The sequence below is a fragment of the Mycoplana dimorpha genome (genome assembly GCF_003046475.1).
Lineage (GTDB): Bacteria > Pseudomonadota > Alphaproteobacteria > Rhizobiales > Rhizobiaceae > Mycoplana > Mycoplana dimorpha.
In genome coordinates this window covers 316,991-331,758 of sequence record NZ_PZZZ01000005.1, presented here as the reverse complement: position 1 = coordinate 331,758, position 14,768 = coordinate 316,991, and the positions used below count along the sequence as shown (strand labels likewise).

The window sequence follows — 14,768 nt, the reverse complement described above, 5'->3', positions numbered from 1 at the left end:
TCTCGCCCCGTCGCGCGCTCGGCGCCTCGCGCCTCGCGGCAACGCGTCCGCTTACCTGCCTGTCTCAGTTGGCGGCCGGCCGGCCCGTCAGCTTCGCCGTCATGCCCTGGATCTGGCCCGCCAGCTCGGTGATCGCCTGGGCGATCTCCGCCTCGTCGCGCGAGGCGTCGGCGGCGGCGTTGTCCCTGGCCCGGCGCAGCTCCGCGGTCTCCTGCTCCAGCGCCTTCAGCCGCCGGGTCATCTCGCTGAGCTCATCCATCACCATGATGCCGGCCATCACGGTCAGCCGCAGGTCGCCGATCTCGCCGAACTGGCTCCGCAGATGGCCGACATAGCGGTCCAGCCCGGAGGCCAGGTCGGTCAGGTGCTGCTCCTGCCCCTCCTCGCAGGCCATCCGATAGGCCTTGCCGTCGATCATCACCGTTACTTGCGCCATCGAATGTTCCCGCTCTCGTTAGGGGGCAAAACCCGATCAGGATGCCGGCCGTCAGCGGTCGAGCACCGCCCTGATCGTCTCCATCGCGGTCACCAGCCGGCGGGATACCTCGCGGTTGACCTCTTCGAGCCGGTTCGCCCGGAACTCCGACTGGTCCAGCTCCTGCGCCAGGCGCGAGCGGTCGGTGTTGACGCGGCGGACCTCGCTCTCGATCTCGACATGGGCGCGCTCGCGCTCGAAGCGCGTCTCGAGCGCGTTGTCGAGGCTCGTCAGCGCCTTGCGCAACTCCTCGATCGCCGTCCTGACTGTTTCTCCTGCCGCCATCGCGCCTTCACCGGCATCCCGGCCCACGGGCGAATCGCCGTGTCCGCCGTCTGTTTCAAGGGCTTGACAGTATTCAACAGCGGCCGCCAGCGTCAACCGCGGCGCCGCGTCGCCCGGCGCTGCGCTGTGGATGGTATTGCTGCACCGCAACAGAACGCCTCCCGCGCCGGAATTGCAGAGCCGCAGGCAGGCCGGCGAATCGCCGCGCATGGCGGCTAAAACCGCCCAATTCGTTGACTCCGGCGGCGCACCTGCTATGTGTCAGCCGCTCCCCGACCGGTGACCGGATGGCATCGGCCCCGACACCCCGATTGATTTGGAACAGTCATGATCTCTCGCGAAAAACACGACCGGATGGCGAATGCTATTCGCTTTCTTTCCATGGATGCCGTGGAGAAGGCAAACTCCGGCCATCCCGGCCTGCCGATGGGCGCCGCGGACATCGCAACGGTGCTCTTCACCCGCTTCATGACCTTCGATCCGAAGGCGCCGTCGTGGCCGAACCGCGACCGCTTCGTGCTGTCGGCCGGCCATGGCTCGATGCTGCTCTATTCGCTCCTCTACCTGACCGGCTACGAGGACATCACGATCGACGAGATCAAGAACTTCCGCCAGCTCGGCGCCCGCACCGCCGGCCACCCGGAATACGGCCACGCCGCCGGCATCGAGACCACCACCGGCCCGCTCGGCCAGGGCATCGCCAACGCGGTCGGCATGGCGATCGCCGAGCGCAAGCTGCGCGACGAGTTCGGTCCGGAGCTGATGGAGCACTACACCTACGTGCTGTCCGGCGACGGCTGCCTGATGGAGGGCATCAGCCAGGAGGCGATCGCGCTCGCCGGCCACCTGAAGCTCAACAAGCTGATCGTCTTCTGGGACGACAACAACATCTCGATCGACGGCCCGATCTCGATCGCCGACTCGACCGACCAGCACGCCCGCTTCCGCGCCTGCCAATGGAACACGATCGCCGTCGACGGCCACGACCCGGACGCCATCGCCGCCGCCATCGAAAAGGCGCAGAAGTCCGACAAGCCGACCATGATCGCCTGCAAGACGACGATCGGCTTCGGCGCGCCGAACAAGGCCGGCACCCACAAGGTCCACGGCTCGCCGCTTGGCGCCGACGAGATCGCCGCCACCCGCAAGGCGCTCGGCTGGGAATCCGAGCCGTTCGTCGTTCCCTCCGACGTGCTCGACGCCTGGCGCCTCGCCGGCCTGCGCTCCACCAAGGCGCACAAGGAATGGCAGGAACGCCTGGAGAAGGCCGACGCCGAGAAGCGCGTGCAGTTCATCCGCCGCTTCGCCGGCGAACTCGAGGGCAGCCTCGGTTCGGCCATCGTCGAATACAAGAAGAAGCTCGCCGAGACGAAGCCCTCGCCCGCGACCCGCAAGGCCTCCGAGGATGCGCTCGAGGTCATCAACGGCGTGCTGAAGGAGACGATCGGCGGCTCGGCCGACCTGACCGGCTCCAACAACACCAAGACCAGCCAGACCGCCTCGATCACGCCGGACGACTTCTCCGGCCGCTACATCCACTATGGCGTGCGCGAGCACGGCATGGCGGCGGCGATGAACGGCATGGCGCTGCATGGCGGCCTGATCCCCTATTCCGGCGGCTTCCTGATCTTCTCGGACTACTGCCGTCCGGCGATCCGCCTTGCCGCGCTGATGGGCATCCGCGTCATCCACGTGCTGACCCATGACTCGATCGGCCTCGGCGAGGACGGCCCGACGCACCAGCCGGTCGAGCACATGGCGGCGCTTCGCGCCATTCCGAATCTCTTGATGTTCCGCCCGGCCGACGCCACCGAGACGGCCGAGTGCTGGCAGCTGGCGCTTCAAAACAAGCACCGGCCCTCCGGCCTGGCGCTGACCCGCCAGAACCTGATGGCGGTTCGCACCGAGTTCGAGGAACAGAACCTCTGCGCCAAGGGCGCCTACGACCTGATCTCCGCCGCCGATGCCAAGGTGACGATCTTCGCCACCGGCTCCGAGGTCGAGATCGCGGTGAAGGCCTGCGAGGCGCTGACGGCCAAGGGGGTCGCCACCCGCGTCGTCTCGGTGCCCTGCTTCGAGCTGTTCTACGAGCAGCCGGAAGAGTACCAGAAGGCGATCATCGGCAATTCGCCGGTCAAGATCGCCGTCGAGGCCGGAATCCGCCAGGGCTGGGACCACATCATCGGCTCCGACGGCCTCTTCGTCGGCATGCATTCCTTCGGCGCCTCCGGCCCCTACAAGGAACTCTACAAACATTTCGGCATCACGCCGGAAGCGGTGGTCGCCGCCGCGGAATCCAGGCTGGCCTGATCTTCGGCCGGCGCGCCTGACCGGCGCGCCGGCCTTTTTGCATACCCACATTTGACAGGGAGAGACCTGATATGACCGTAAAAGTCGCCATCAACGGTTTCGGCCGCATCGGCCGCAACGTGCTCCGCGCCATCGTCGAATCCGGCCGCACCGACATCGAAGTCGTCGCGGTGAACGACCTCGGCCCGGTCGAGACCAACGCCCACCTGCTGCGCTACGATTCGGTCCACGGCCGCTTCCCGCACACCGTCACCGTCGAAGGCGACACCATCAATGTCGGCCGCGGCCCGATCCGCGTCACCGCCATCCGCGATCCGAAGGAACTGCCCTGGGGCGACGTCGATATCGCGCTGGAGTGCACCGGTCTCTTCACCACCAAGGAAAAGGCCGCGGCCCACCTCGCCAACGGCTCCAAGCGGGTCATCGTCTCGGCCCCCTGCGACAACGCCGACAAGACCATCGTCTACGGCGTCAACCACAACACGCTGACCAAGGACGACCTCGTCATCTCGAACGCCTCCTGCACGACGAACTGCCTGGCGCCGGTCGCCTACGTTCTCGACAAGGCCTTCGGCATCGAGAAGGGCTACATGACGACGGTTCACGCCTACACCGGCGACCAGCCGACGCTCGACACCATGCACAAGGATCTCTACCGCGCCCGCGCCGCGGCGCTGTCGATGATCCCGACCTCGACGGGTGCCGCCAAGGCCGTCGGCCTCGTGCTGCCGCAGCTGAAGGGCAAGCTCGACGGTTCGTCGATCCGCGTGCCGACCCCGAACGTCTCGGTCGTCGATCTGAAGTTCGTGCCGAAGCGCAACGTCACCGCCGAGGAAGTCAACGCCGCCATCAAGGCCGCCGCCGAAGGCGAACTGAAGGGCATCCTCGACTACGTCACCGGCCCGCTGGTTTCGATCGACTTCAACCACGATAGCCATTCGTCGAGCTTCGCCGCCGACCAGACGAAGGTTCTCGAGGGCAACCTCGTCCGCGTCCTCTCCTGGTACGACAACGAGTGGGGCTTCTCCAACCGCATGTCCGACACCGCCGTCGCGCTCGGCAAGCTGATCTGAGCAAGGCACGACGCACCCGGGCAGCGATGCCCGGGTGCGACTGCCGGCAAGGTGCGGGATGGCTGGCCCGACGGGCGCCACGTCTGCATCCGTCATGCCGGACTTGATCCGGCATCCAGCGCGCAAGTCCTTGCGCGCAAAAGTGTCTTTCGCGCCGCAGACGCGGTGCGGCTGGATCCCGGCTCAAGCGATGACGGCAGGTTGGGACAGCCGGCTTGCGATCTGCTCCCGGATAGAACGTCCGGGCGCATGTCTTTCCAAAAAAACCGCCTTCCCGCTTGAAGGCGGATTTCCAATTTTCATATCTTCAGCGCAGATTTATGCGTTCCCCGAACGCCCGCGCTGCAGGCCCAGAATTCGAGGAGCGGTGCCATGACCTTCAAGACCCTAGACGACCTCACCGACATCGCCGGGAAGCGCGTTCTCGTCCGCGTCGACCTCAACGTTCCCGTCAAGGACGGCAAGGTCACCGACGCGACCCGCATCGAGCGCGTCGCGCCTACCATTCTGGAACTGTCGAACAAGGGCGCAAAGGTCATCCTGCTTGCCCATTTCGGCCGGCCGAAGGGCCAGCCGGTCGCCGATCAGTCGCTGTTGCAGATCGTCTCGGCCGTAAAGGACGTACTCGGCAAGCCGGTCGCCATCGCCCAGGACTGCATCGGCGACCAGGCCAGGGCCGCCATCGACGCGATGAAGGACGGCGATATCCTGCTGCTGGAGAACACCCGCTTCCACGCCGGCGAGGAAAAGAACGATCCTGACTTTACGAAGGCGCTGGCCGCAAACGGCGACATCTACGTCAACGACGCCTTCTCCGCCGCCCATCGCGCCCATGCCTCCACCGAAGGCCTCGCCCGCCTGCTTCCCGCCTATGCCGGCCGCACCATGCAGGCCGAGCTCGAGGCGCTGGAAAAGGGCCTCGGCAATCCGAAGCGCCCGGTCGTCGCCATCGTCGGCGGCGCCAAGGTCTCCACCAAGATCGACCTGTTGATGAATCTCGTGAAGAAGGTCGACGCGCTCGTCATCGGCGGCGGCATGGCCAACACCTTCCTCGCCGCCCGCGGCACCAACGTCGGCAAGTCGCTCTGCGAGCATGATCTCGCCGACACCGCCAAGCAGATCATGATCGAGGCGGCCACTGCCGGCTGCGCCATCATCCTGCCCGAGGACGGCGTCGTCGCCCGCGAGTTCAAGGCGGGTGCCGACAACGAGGTCGTCGCGATCGACGCGATCCCCGCCGACGCCATGGTGCTCGACGTCGGCCCTAAGTCGGTCGAGGTGGTCAACGCCTGGATCTCGCGCGCCGAGACGCTCGTCTGGAACGGTCCGCTCGGCGCCCTCGAGATCGCCCCCTTCGATGCCGCGACCGTCGCGGCGGCCAGGCACGCCGCCGCCCGCACGAAGGAAGGCGCGCTGATCTCGGTTGCCGGCGGCGGCGACACGGTCGCAGCCCTCAACCATGCCGGCGTCGCCGACGACTTCACCTACGTCTCCACCGCCGGCGGCGCCTTCCTCGAATGGATGGAAGGCAAGCCGCTGCCGGGCGTCGAGGTGCTGCAGCAGAAGTAGGCCGCCGCAGCCGGTTCCCGCCGTCACCCCGGACTTGATCCGGGGTCCAGCCGCGCCGCGTCCGCGGCGCGAAAGACTCCAGCGCTCAGGGACTTGAGCGCTTTGGAGGCCGGATCGAGTCCGGCACGACGGAGGAGCGGGGCCGCCGCGCCGCGCGTCTCCGGCATGCCGGGCCTGCCTCCCTCCGGCCTGACCTGGCATCTGCCACCGTAATCAGGCCTTCAGCCGCCTCCCTCCGTCACCCCGGACCTGATCCGGGGTCCAGCCGCGCCGCGTCTGCGGCGCGAAAGACTCCAGCGCTCAAGGACTTGAGCGCTCCGTCATGCCGGATCAAGTCCGCCATGACTGGGGAGCTGGGCCGCCGCGCCGCGCGTCTCCGGCATGCCGGGCCCGCCTCCCTCCGGCCTGACCTGGCATCTGCCACCGTAATCAGGCCTGCAGCCGCCTCCCTCCGTCCCCCGGACTTGATCCGGGGTCCAGCCGCGCCGCGTCTGCGGCGCGAAAGCTCCTCCAGCGCTCAAGGACTTGAGCCGCTGGATGCCGGATCAAGTCCGGCATGACGGCTGAGAGGCCGCGGACGCTTACCAGCGTCCCTATCCGGCCCTCTCCACCCGATGGAGGGGGCCATTTTCGTTGACGCCCCACCGGTGCTGGCCGAAGATGGCGCAAGGTGCGGCCGCAGATGGCCGCCGACGCAGGGAGACGGAGAGGCAACGACATCGATGCCGTGAGGCAAGGGAGGAAGGCATGACCGAACGACTGGAAGACATCGCCGCCGCCATAGTCGCGACCGGCAAGGGCCTGCTCGCCGCCGACGAGTCCACCGGCACCATCAAGAAACGCTTCGACGACATCGGCGTCGAGTCCACCGAGGCCAGCCGCCGCGACTACCGCCAGATGCTGTTCACCGCCGATGAGGCGATGCGCTCCTGCATCTCCGGCGTCATCCTCTACGAGGAGACGCTGTTCCAGAAGACCGATGACGGCCGGCCGCTCGCCGAGATCATCCGCGCCGCCGGCGCCGTGCCCGGCATCAAGGTCGATACCGGCGCCAAGCCGATGGCGCTGTTTCCCGGCGAGACGATCACCGAAGGGCTCGACGGCCTCGCCGCCCGGCTGGCGAAATATCACGAGGCCGGCGCGCGCTTTGCCAAGTGGCGCGCCGTCATCGCCGTCTCCGACACGCTGCCGAGCTACGGCGCCATCAAGGCCAACGCGAATGCGCTCGCCCGCTATGCCGCCCTCTGCCAGCAGGCCGGCCTGGTGCCGATCGTCGAGCCGGAGGTTTTGATGGACGGCGAGCCCGGCACGCATTCGATCGAACGCTCGCAGCAGGTGACCGAGCAGACGCTGCGCATCACCTTCGAGGAACTGGCCGACCAGCGCATCCGCCTCGAAGGCATGATACTCAAGCCCTCCATGGTCATCGACGGCAAGAAGGCCCGCAAGGCTCCCGTCGACGAGGTCGCCGAGCGCACCCTCCGGGTGCTCAAGCGCACCGTGCCTGCCGCCGTGCCCGGCATCGCCTTCCTCTCCGGCGGACAGTCGACCGAGGAAGCGGCGGCCCATTTGTCGGCCATCAACGCCATGGCCGGCGCCCTGCCGTGGCGGCTGACCTTCTCCTATGGCCGGGCCCTGCAGGCCGAGGCGCTCGCCGCCTGGGGCGGAAAGGCGGAGAACGTCGCCGCCGCCCAGCGCGCCTTCGCCCACCGCGCGAAGATGTGCAGCCTGGCGGCCCGGGGCCTCTGGACGAAGGAGATGGAGAAGGCGGCCTGAGCCTGGCGCCTTCCGCCCGGATGGGTTTCGGACGAGGACGCGCAGGCACCCGCCGCCATGCAAGGCCGATCGCCTCGGCTCGACCGCACGCGGCGTTCTCGGCCGCCGCGGGCTCAAACCGTGGCTCCGCCCTTGTGCTTTGCGCCTGACGACCTACATTCAGGGTATCGTCAACGTAAAGAAAGGAAGGTGGTCCAATGTCTAATGGGATTTCGACGCTCGTGACGGCAATGGGAATTGCGGTGGCAGCAACGAGGCAGCCCTCGTTCTGATCCCCACCTTCCTCGGGCCCTAAGGTCCGGGCCTGTCACAGGGTCAAACCTCATGGAGGGCCGCTACACGCGGCCCTCTTTGATTCCGGCACCGGAAAACGGCCAGCGGCCGGCGGAATCAATTTTTGTTGCGGCAGTGTCTCTCGCCGCGGGATGGCATTATATTAGCCTCCGCGAAAATATTTTCGCCATTTCAGCAAAATCCGAGAGCAACGGCAGGAACGACGGCATAGCAGCGGGCGTCTCCGACATCTCGATCGCATTTCAAGTCATCGCCGGCGCATGCGCAATCTTGCAGTTGCTGTTCGGCCGCGCGCGTCCCAGAGGAGGACAAGTGACATGAATTTGCAAACCTGCATCGCAACGACGCTGAGCGTGGGAATGGCACTTTTCAGCAGCACTGCGCTTGTCAGGGCGCAAGAGCACCCGAAACCCAACATCGTCGTCATCATGGGCGACGACGTCGGCTGGTTCAACATCGGCGCCTATCACCGGGGCATCATGTCCGGCAAGACGCCGAACCTCGACCGGCTGGCCTCGCAGGGCATGCTGTTCACCGACTACTATGCCGAGGCGAGCTGCACCGCCGGGCGGGCGAGCTTCATCACCGGCGAGATCCCGCTGCGCACGGGATTGACCACGGTCGGCCAGGCGGGCGCGGACGTCGGCATGCCCGACAAGGCGGCCACCATCGCCTCCGCTTTGAAGGTTCAGGGCTACGCCACCGGCCAGTTCGGCAAGAACCACCTCGGCGACCTCAACAAATACCTTCCGACCGTGCACGGCTTCGACGAGTTCTTCGGCTATCTCTACCACCTCGACGCCATGTCGGATCCCTACTGGTACTCGTTCCCGAACGACCAGTCCTACCGCGACAAGGTCGGTCCCCGGAACCTGGTGCACAGCTTTGCAACCGACACCGACGACACCACCGAACAGCCGCGCTGGGGCAAGATCGGCAAGCAGCGGATCGTCGACGAAGGCCCGCTGGCGCCCTACCCCGACATGACCAACGTGCCGAACATGCACGACATCATGCCCAAGGCCAAATACGACATGACCACCTTCGACGAGGTGCTCGTCAAGGCTTCCTGCGATTTCATGGACAAGGCGAAAACCGACAACAAGCCGTTCTTCGTCTGGCACAACACCACGCGCATGCACGTCTGGACCTTCCTGTCGCCGAAATATCAGGCGCAGATGAACAGCGACAGCAACTACGGGCTTGAGGAAGCCGGCATGGCACAGCTCGACGACAGCGTCGGCGCGATCATGAAATGCATCGACGACGCCGGCGAGGCCGACAACACCATCGTCGTCTTCACCACCGACAACGGCGCGGAAGTGTTCACCTGGCCCGACGGCGGCATGACGCCGTTCAAGGGAACGAAGGGAACCGTGATGGAAGGGGGCTTCCGTGTACCGGCCATCATCCGCTGGCCGGGCAAGGTCAAGCCCGGCACGGTCGAGAACGGCATCTTCTCGGCGCTCGACTGGTTCCCGACGCTGCTCGCCGCCGCCGGCAACCCCGACGTCAAGCAGCAATTGCTGAAGGGCGTGCAGCTTGGCGACCGCACCTACAAGAACCATCTCGATGGCTACAACCAGCTGGATCTCCTGACCGGCAACGCCCCGTCGGCCCGCCACGAGTTCTTCTACTTCGGTGGCCCGCAGCTCGGCGCCATCCGCATCGACGACTTCAAGTTCCAGTTCTACCAGCAGCCGCAGGGCTGGCCTGGCGCGAAGGTGACGACCGACATGCCGACCATGGTCAACATCCGCCAGGACCCGTTCGAGCGGACACCGTCGATCGGCGAGCAGAGCCTCAATGACCTCGGCGGCGGCTACATGAACGATTTCTACGCGCGCGAGTTCTGGCGCTTCGTCTCCGTCCAGGACCGGGTCAAGGAGCTGGCTCTGACGGCAATCGACTATCCGCCGATGCAGGACCCCGCCTCCTTCAATCTCGACGCCGTCAAGAAGCAGATCGACGAGGCGATCCGCAACAAGCCGGGCAACTGAGCAAGGCTGGCGCCGGGCGACGGCACCGTCGCCCGGCAGTCGGGAAAACGGTAACCCCCGCCGGCCCCGAGGGCCGGCGGCGACGCCGTCCCGGCTCGGTTGTCTGCCCGGCTGTTCCGCGAAGGGTGCAGGGCCAACCTCTTGAGGGACACCCGGCCCGAACCGCGCTATAGTCCCCGAGCATGCGAAAACCGGAAAAGCGCCGCCGGCGGTCGGCAGATCGCCGCGCGCTTTATCGCGAGGTGCATTCGATGCCGTCGTCCCAAAGATATCCGTCGGGCCTCGTGGCCCTCTTCTTCGTCGAGATGTGGGAACGCTTCAGCTATTACGGCATGCGGGCGATCTTGATCCTCTTTCTCGTGGACCAGGTGCAGAATGGCGGCCTCGGTCTGGCGACCGCCGAGGCCGCGGCGATCTACGGCCTCTACACCGCCGCCGCCTACATCCTCGCCCTGCCCGGCGGATGGGTCGCCGACCGGTTCTGGGGATACAAGCGCGCGATCGTCGTCGGTGGCATCGCCATCATGCTCGGCCACATCCTGCTGGCGATCTCCGGATCGGTTGCGGCGGTCTTCTTCCTCGGCCTCGTCTCGATCGCCATCGGCACCGGGCTGCTGAAGCCGAACATCTCCACCCTCGTCGGCCAACTCTACGACAAGAACGACATCGGCGGTCGCGATGCCGGCTTCTCGTTCTTCTACATGGGCATCAATGTCGGGGCGATCCTCGGCGGCCTGATCGCCGGCTACCTCGGCGAGAAATGGGGCTGGCACTGGGGGTTCGGCGCCGCCGCCGTCGCCATGCTGATCGGGCTGGTCAACTTCCTCTACGCCGGCAACCGGTCGCTGCGCGACAAGGGCGGCGTGCCCGCCGTCCACCACCATCCGGACGCCACCACCGGCCGCCGCGACCAGATCTTCACCGGCCTGATCGGCGGCCTTGTCGTGGTGCTGGTCGCCGCCGCCGCCGTCACGGGCATGATCGACCTTACCAGCGCCTCGGGCCTTGCCAGGGCCATGGGCCTGATCATCGTCACCGTCGCCGTCGGCTTCTTCCTCAACATCTACTTCGCAGGCGACCTGACCGCTCCCGAGAAGAGGCGGATGATCGGGCTTGCCATCCTCTTCGTCGCAGCGGCCCTGTTCTGGTCGGGCTTCGAGCAGGCCGGCTCCTCGCTCAACCTGTTCGCCAACGATCTGACCCGGCGCGAGCTCGGCGGCTTCATCGTGCCCGCCTCGTGGTTCCAGAACCTCAACTCGCTGTTCATCATCCTTTTGACCCCGGTTTTCGCCGCCTTCTGGATCTATGCCGAGCAGCGCTGGACCATTCCCGTCTTCGTCAAGTTCGGCGCCGGGCTCGTCTTCCTGGGGCTGGGCTTTCTGGTCCTGGCACCGGCGGCGCAGACCGCGGCGACCGGCGTGCGGGTCTCGGCCCTGTTTTTGATCGCCACCTATTTCCTGCACACCGTCGGCGAACTGATGCTGAGCCCGGTCGGCCTGTCCACCTTCTCGCGCCTGGCGCCGGAGCGGTTCACCAGCCAGATGATGGGCTTCTGGTTCGTCGCCTCCTCGCTCGGCAACCTGATGGCCGGGCTGCTCGCCGCCGGCATGGATACCGAGCGCGCCACCGGCCTGCACGACGCCTTCCTGCGCATCTTCATGACCAGCGCCGGCTTCGGCCTGGTGCTGATCCTCCTCGCCCGCCCGCTGACCCGCTGGGTGCTGGGCGGCACCGAGCGCGTCGAGGAAGGCGCGCCGGCGCAGTAGGCGCGGCGTCGCGTTGCAGGGACACGATCGGTGCCTTGAGGTTCCGAGAATCTTGCTGCGATCAGATAGACCGTTGCGAGATTGTTTGCATTTCCAGTCGAATAAGTCTCGCCTTATGCAATCCGGAGCATATCGAATTTGCACCTATCTCTGTAAATCGCATCTGAGCCCTTGACCGCGCAAAGCCGATTTTTCAATTTGCGTGCGCGCTGCTTCGCCTGCGCAACGCTAAATTGCCTCCCTCGCAGCGAGTCCCCATGCGCCATTCTGTTTCCGCCCGGTCCTTCCCTTTTCCCGGCTTCTCAATGGAGTCCTGGTTGGCTGATCCGGTCTGGATGACTCGGGCGAGTGTTCTCCTTGCCTTGCCGGTTGCTGTCGGAATCCCCCTGGGCGAGGCGCGGGCAAGCTGCGTGACGAGCGGCAACATCTCCGCTGTCCAATGCGCTTCCAGTGATGTCCAGATGGTCGGCGGTACGGGTGCCTCATCGCTCACCGTCACGGACGTAACCGCAAGCTCCGTCGCAGTCCTCACCAGTCCGTTCGCGAGCGGCCCCTTCGTCCAGACCCTGACGGTTGATGGAAGGACCGTTCTCAACCGCACCGATTACCCCGGCCTTTACATGTACAGCTCTCAGGCCGGCTGGGACGCCAATCTCTTCATCGGCGAAGATGTGAGCATCACGTCGGCCGGTCCCTTCGGTGCGGTCTGGCTGCGTTCAGAAAGCACCGATTCCACGACAAGCAATGACCTCGTGGTGAACAGTTCGGGCACGATCGTTTCTTATGGCGCAAACGCGGACGGCATTACCGCCACGTCCAACAATGGCTCTGTCAGAGTCACCAATCGGGGCGACGTCTCTGCCGCTGGGGGCCGCGGTATATACGCCGAAGGCGGCTATGCGAGCAACACTCCGGTTCCCGTCAGCATCAGCAATTCAGGCTCCATCCAGGCTTACCAGGCTGGCCTTCGCGCGATCAATTACACCGGTACCGCGGTCATCGGCAACGATGGCAGTGTCCGATCGGCGACGCGTCAGGCTATCGTCGGTTGGTCAGCCAATGGCGGTGCCACGATCGACAACAGCGGCACCGTGGTCGCCGACCATTACGATGCCATCCTCGCTGCTGGCACCGGTGGGGATGTCATCGTCACCAACAGCGGTGACGTCACCGCCAACCGCGACCTCAATCTCACACAGATCAGCCCGGATTTTCACGCCATCAGCGCCTATACCAGTGGCGCCGGATCCGTCACGATTTCTAACACGGCAGCGGGCATTTTGACGGCGCATTGGGATGCGGGCATGGCGGCCGCCAGCCACAGCGGCACCATCACCATGAGAAATGCCGGTGGGATCGATGCGCAGACCGGCATTTACGCCGAATCCCACGCCGGTAGGATCGAGATCGAGAATTCCGGCACGATTCTGTCCAGCGGCACCGGCATCAGCGTCACTGCGGCCAGCAGCGCATCCATCGTCAACAGCGGCACGATCGCAAGCGAACTCGCGGCATTAGAGGTCGGTTACGGGATCCTTGCCGATGTCGAAAACAGTTTTGGCGGCTTGGCCATCGGCGCCGTTCGGCTAGGCTCGGCCGCCAATCTCGAAAACGCCGGGACGCTCGTCCTGAAGCGGGGCGCAAGTCTTGCGGACTATTCCGGCACCGGCGTCGCGACTGCAAGCTCGGTCGACGGCAATTTTGTCCAGAAGTCGACGGGTCGCCTCGATATGTCGGTCGACACGGCCTCGAGCTACAGCACGCTGACGATTGGCGGCACTGCGAGTCTAGCAGGATCGCTCGTTCTCGATGTCGGTGCCGGCTACGACGGCAGCTTACTCTCGGATGTCATCTCCACAAGCGGTGGCCTGACAAGCAACGGGCTGGCGATCATCGACAACTCGCTGCGCTACCGTTTCTCGGCCCTCTACGATGCGACAACCCTCGACCTCGTTGCCAACGACACCGGCATGACCACCATCCGTGCCGCGCTCGAAAACCGGATGCCCGGTGCAGCCGAGGTCGGAGCCTTTTGGGATGACCTCTCTGTTAGCGGTACCAATTCGACTGAGTTCAGCCTCATGCTGCAGTCGATCCTCCAGGCCGAGCGCGAGGATGAGGTTGCCTCGGCGGTCGCGGAGACGCTGCCGCTCGTCAATGGCGGCGTCATGAGCGCTACCTTCGCGTCGCTGGACCGCGTCAATACCGTTTTGCGAAACCGCATCAACACCCTGTCCGGGCTAGACCGGAGCATCTCGAACCTGACGACCGGCAGTATCGGCCCTGCCACCTCGGGCGTGCCTGCCGCTTCCTTGGCCGCGGACGCCCTGTCGATCGAGCAGTATGTCTGGCTCACCACCTTTGCCGGCCTGATGCACCAGGATGGTACGACCGGCATGTCGGACACCCGGACCGACGGACACGGCGTCGTCGCGGGTATTGACGGCACCGTAGGCCGGAAGACCGATCTCGGCATCGCCTTCGCCTGGTCGGGCTCCGATCTCTCCACCAATAACAGCGGCCCCGATCAGGGTGCCGATGTCGACACCTATCAGCTCGCGCTTTATGGCCGGCATGATCTGGGCAGCGAAACCGGTCTGCTCTTCCAGGTCGATGCCGGCCGCAGCTTCGTGGATGGCTACCGCGCGATCGAGGCAATCAGCGCGACCGCAAGCTCCAGCTATGCATCCAATTTTGCCCATGTGGGCCTCGGGCTCGACCGGATCTTCGCGGTTAGCGAGGTCACGCTGTTCAGGCCCTCGGTCTGGGTGGATTACACTTGGATGAAGGATGATGCCTATACCGAAACCGGCGCGAATGACCTCAACCTCCTCGTGAAGGGCCGCGATCGCGATGCACTCGTGCTCGGCGTCAACGGTGCGCTGACCCACGACCTGACCGAACGCATGGCGGTGGATGTCAGCCTCGGCGCGGGCTACGGCTTACTCCGGGAGGCCGGCAGCATCGACGCTGCCTATGCCGGATCGCCTGATGATGTCTTCACCACCACCGGCGGCGCGGAGTCGCCTTGGCAGGTGGAAGCCGCCCTGGCGCTCACCTACACGAACGCCAACGGCTTGGGCGTGACCGCCGGTTACGACGCCTGGCACCGCGACGACGCCTTCGGCCAGTCTGCAGGACTTCAAGTATTCAAGCGTTTCTGAATCGGAAAGGCGCCGGCGGGTCGCGCTCCGGCATCGGGGGGTCGACGCGTGAGGCT

10 protein-coding genes are annotated in these 14,768 nt (G+C 65.6%); 8 read left to right on the top strand and 2 right to left on the bottom strand.

Annotated features, from left to right (window positions below; translation table 11 throughout):
- Positions 1 to 64 precede the first annotated feature (64 nt).
- Positions 65 to 436 carry a cell division protein ZapA gene (locus C7449_RS14385; RefSeq protein WP_108003510.1) on the bottom strand — a complete coding sequence of 124 codons (372 nt, stop codon included), beginning with the start codon at positions 434 to 436 and terminating at the stop codon, positions 65 to 67.
- Between the two features lie 51 nt (positions 437 to 487).
- Positions 488 to 760, bottom strand: a complete 273-nt coding sequence (locus C7449_RS14380; RefSeq protein ID WP_108003663.1) for a DUF4164 domain-containing protein — start codon at positions 758 to 760, stop codon at positions 488 to 490.
- A 327-nt stretch (positions 761 to 1,087) separates the two neighbouring features.
- Here C7449_RS14380 and tkt point away from each other — a divergent pair, with 327 nt between their 5' ends.
- The 8 genes from tkt to C7449_RS14345 all read left to right on the top strand — a co-directional run bounded on the left by tkt (position 1,088) and on the right by C7449_RS14345 (position 14,712).
- On the top strand, positions 1,088 to 3,070 hold the full coding sequence (tkt, locus tag C7449_RS14375) for a transketolase (RefSeq protein WP_108003508.1): 1,983 nt from the start codon (positions 1,088 to 1,090) through the stop codon (positions 3,068 to 3,070).
- 71 nt (positions 3,071 to 3,141) lie between these two features.
- Positions 3,142 to 4,143 carry a type I glyceraldehyde-3-phosphate dehydrogenase gene (gene gap / locus C7449_RS14370; RefSeq protein WP_108003506.1) on the top strand — a complete coding sequence of 334 codons (1,002 nt, stop codon included), beginning with the start codon at positions 3,142 to 3,144 and terminating at the stop codon, positions 4,141 to 4,143.
- A 372-nt stretch (positions 4,144 to 4,515) separates the two neighbouring features.
- A complete protein-coding gene (locus C7449_RS14365) occupies positions 4,516 to 5,712 on the top strand; it encodes a phosphoglycerate kinase (RefSeq protein WP_108003504.1) in 1,197 nt (398 codons plus the stop codon).
- Between the two features lie 747 nt (positions 5,713 to 6,459).
- A complete protein-coding gene (locus C7449_RS14360; RefSeq protein ID WP_108003502.1) occupies positions 6,460 to 7,488 on the top strand; it encodes a class I fructose-bisphosphate aldolase in 1,029 nt (342 codons plus the stop codon).
- Between the two features lie 324 nt (positions 7,489 to 7,812).
- Positions 7,813 to 8,103 (top strand): hypothetical protein, encoded by a 291-nt coding sequence (locus C7449_RS21585; protein ID WP_146165089.1) that lies wholly within the window; start codon positions 7,813 to 7,815, stop codon positions 8,101 to 8,103.
- A 38-nt stretch (positions 8,104 to 8,141) separates the two neighbouring features.
- Positions 8,142 to 9,782, top strand: coding sequence for an arylsulfatase (locus C7449_RS14355; protein WP_245414399.1), 1,641 nt, complete (start codon positions 8,142 to 8,144; stop codon positions 9,780 to 9,782).
- 251 nt (positions 9,783 to 10,033) lie between these two features.
- Positions 10,034 to 11,548 carry a peptide MFS transporter gene (locus C7449_RS14350; protein WP_108003662.1) on the top strand — a complete coding sequence of 505 codons (1,515 nt, stop codon included), beginning with the start codon at positions 10,034 to 10,036 and terminating at the stop codon, positions 11,546 to 11,548.
- Positions 11,549 to 11,865: 317 nt separating this feature from the next.
- Positions 11,866 to 14,712 (top strand): autotransporter outer membrane beta-barrel domain-containing protein, encoded by a 2,847-nt coding sequence (locus C7449_RS14345; RefSeq protein WP_170115893.1) that lies wholly within the window; start codon positions 11,866 to 11,868, stop codon positions 14,710 to 14,712.
- Positions 14,713 to 14,768: the final 56 nt, after the last annotated feature.

Bases quoted from the DNA above. Each gene is read 5' to 3' on its own strand.
- C7449_RS14350 (WP_108003662.1), top strand. From the start codon at position 10,034: ATGCCGTCGTCCCAAAGATATCCGTCGGGCCTCGTGGCCCTCTTCTTC.
- C7449_RS14365 (WP_108003504.1), top strand. From the start codon at position 4,516: ATGACCTTCAAGACCCTAGACGACCTCACCGACATCGCCGGGAAGCGC.
- tkt (WP_108003508.1), top strand. From the start codon at position 1,088: ATGATCTCTCGCGAAAAACACGACCGGATGGCGAATGCTATTCGCTTT.
- C7449_RS14385 (WP_108003510.1), bottom strand. From the start codon at position 436: ATGGCGCAAGTAACGGTGATGATCGACGGCAAGGCCTATCGGATGGCC.
- C7449_RS21585 (WP_146165089.1), top strand. From the start codon at position 7,813: ATGGAGGGCCGCTACACGCGGCCCTCTTTGATTCCGGCACCGGAAAAC.
- C7449_RS14355 (WP_245414399.1), top strand. From the start codon at position 8,142: ATGGCACTTTTCAGCAGCACTGCGCTTGTCAGGGCGCAAGAGCACCCG.
- gap (WP_108003506.1), top strand. From the start codon at position 3,142: ATGACCGTAAAAGTCGCCATCAACGGTTTCGGCCGCATCGGCCGCAAC.
- C7449_RS14360 (WP_108003502.1), top strand. From the start codon at position 6,460: ATGACCGAACGACTGGAAGACATCGCCGCCGCCATAGTCGCGACCGGC.
- C7449_RS14380 (WP_108003663.1), bottom strand. From the start codon at position 760: ATGGCGGCAGGAGAAACAGTCAGGACGGCGATCGAGGAGTTGCGCAAG.